Raw genomic sequence first — 1,157 nt, 5'->3', positions numbered from 1 at the left:
TGCTACCTCATGACCCTCGTCGTGGACTTGTTTTGCAACATCTGGATTTTGATCCACCATCTGTCCTAACATGAAAAAAGTAGCTTTCACGTTATCTGTTTTTAGTATATTCAACAAATCAAGTGTTGAGCTATTATTTGGACCATCATCAAAAGTAAGAGCGACGTACTTTTTATTTTCATCTAATGCAGGTAATGTATCTTTTATACTTTCTTGCGAAACCAGATCTGTATCAATGAATGGAGCAATATCTTTGTATTTTAGAGTGACTTTAGAAGTTCCAGTTGAATTTTTTGGTAAGACGATAGTCAATTCATCAGGTGTATAAGTCATTTTACTATCATAAGAAATTCTATCCATTGTTAATACAGCATCAATGATTTTTTCAGGTTCTTTGGCTTGATCAAGTATGGATTGCTGAATCACCTGTTGAATACCTAAGAGACTTCCTTCATCTGGAATCAAATCCTTATTTGTGATTTCTTTGCCAGTTTTTTCGGAAACATAAATGGCTTTCTCAGAAATACTGTCTGGCTTTTTAAAATTTTCCTTACTGCGATCCCAGATAAAACTATCTGCTTCAATTCTATACTGACCAATTTTAGAAGATATTGCTGTTGCTTTTATTCTGGCAACTGTAAGCACTTCTTTTTCACGATGCTTTTTTTGTTGCTTTTGAGCAAGCTCGTCTAAGAGCTGGTTTGCATTTTTGAAAGGAACAGTATTTTCATCAACTGGACGGTAAACAAGGCACTTATTTTCTCCGTCATTTATAGTATCTATTTTCGTTGAAATTCCACTTTGGTCTTGCTCTTCTTGGATTGAAGCCATGAGATTTTTTGCAGCAGTTTCATATTTGGCTTGAGCTTCTGCTTCTTGCTGTTTTAATGTATAAACAATATAGCCGCCAGTAGCGACAATTACTAGAATAAGTGCGGTAAACAATGCGAATATATACTTGCTATAATTAGATTTTTTCTTCGGTATTTTTTGTTGTTTGTTTTCGTTTCCGGTTTTGGGCTTTACAGCTTCATTCAATTGATTTGTATTTTCACAGGTATCAGGTTCTTGTTTGTGACGTTGGCTACGACGTGCATAGGTATTTTTGTCAGACATATGACTTTATCCCTCCATTTATCATCATAAAGTAAAATAAA

1 protein-coding gene is annotated in these 1,157 nt (G+C 34.5%); it reads right to left on the bottom strand.

Annotated features, from left to right (window positions below):
* On the bottom strand, positions 1 to 1,116 hold a 1,116-nt coding region (locus tag ACTFWY_RS17765), incomplete at its 3' end, for a polysaccharide deacetylase family protein (RefSeq protein WP_439948537.1).
* Between the last annotated feature and the right edge of the window lie 41 nt (positions 1,117 to 1,157).

It is taken from the genome of Enterococcus sp. 125944 (genome assembly GCF_051909435.1).
In the GTDB taxonomy this organism is placed as follows: domain Bacteria; phylum Bacillota; class Bacilli; order Lactobacillales; family Enterococcaceae; genus Enterococcus_D; species Enterococcus_D gallinarum.
This window is presented reverse-complemented; position numbering and strand designations above follow the sequence as displayed.